Genomic DNA, 621 nt, shown 5'->3' on the forward strand with positions numbered 1-621 from the left:
GAATTTGAGTTTGGGGGATTTTATTGAAATTAAAAGAGGGAGCATGGACATGCCAAAGGGCGTGAATGAAGCGTTTTTTACGCAATTAAGCGAAGAAGTGGAGCGATTAAAAGAGCTTATTAACGCTTTAAATAAGATCAAAAAAGGGTTATTGGTGTTTTAAATGTGCGGGATTGTAGGTTATATAGGGGATAGCGAGAAAAAATCCATTCTTTTAGAGGGTTTAAAGGAATTAGAATACAGAGGCTATGACAGCGCTGGTTTAGCCGTATTGAGCAATGATCGTTTGGAAGTGTTTAAAACTCAAGGGAAATTAGAAAACCTTACACTAGAGCTTAAAAATAAAGAGTTTTTGGATTTTGGCGTGAGTATCGCTCACACCAGATGGGCCACGCATGGCAAGCCAAGCAGTGTAAACGCCCACCCGCATTTTACAGAAAATTTAGCCTTAGTGCATAATGGCATCATTGAAAATTACGCCGTTTTGAAAAAGGAATTAGAAGAAAAGGGGCATGCGTTTTTAAGCCAAACGGACACGGAAGTCATTGCGCATTTATTAGAAGAAACGCTTAAAAGCGAGAGCGATTTATTGAAAGCCTTTGAAAAAAGCATCAGCCTTTT

Annotated in this window: 1 protein-coding gene and 1 pseudogene; both read left to right on the forward strand. The window is 38.8% G+C overall.

The window, feature by feature from the left end:
- Positions 1-10: 10 nt before the first annotated feature.
- On the forward strand, positions 11-163 hold the full coding sequence (locus IEY73_RS34675) for a DUF2443 family protein (RefSeq protein ID WP_505744159.1): 153 nt from the start codon (positions 11-13) through the stop codon (positions 161-163).
- Positions 164-621: pseudogene (locus IEY73_RS34680) on the forward strand (glutamine--fructose-6-phosphate transaminase (isomerizing)); the annotation flags it as partial.

Source organism: Mangrovihabitans endophyticus (assembly GCF_014646155.1).
In the GTDB taxonomy this organism is placed as follows: domain Bacteria; phylum Actinomycetota; class Actinomycetes; order Mycobacteriales; family Micromonosporaceae; genus Actinoplanes; species Actinoplanes endophyticus.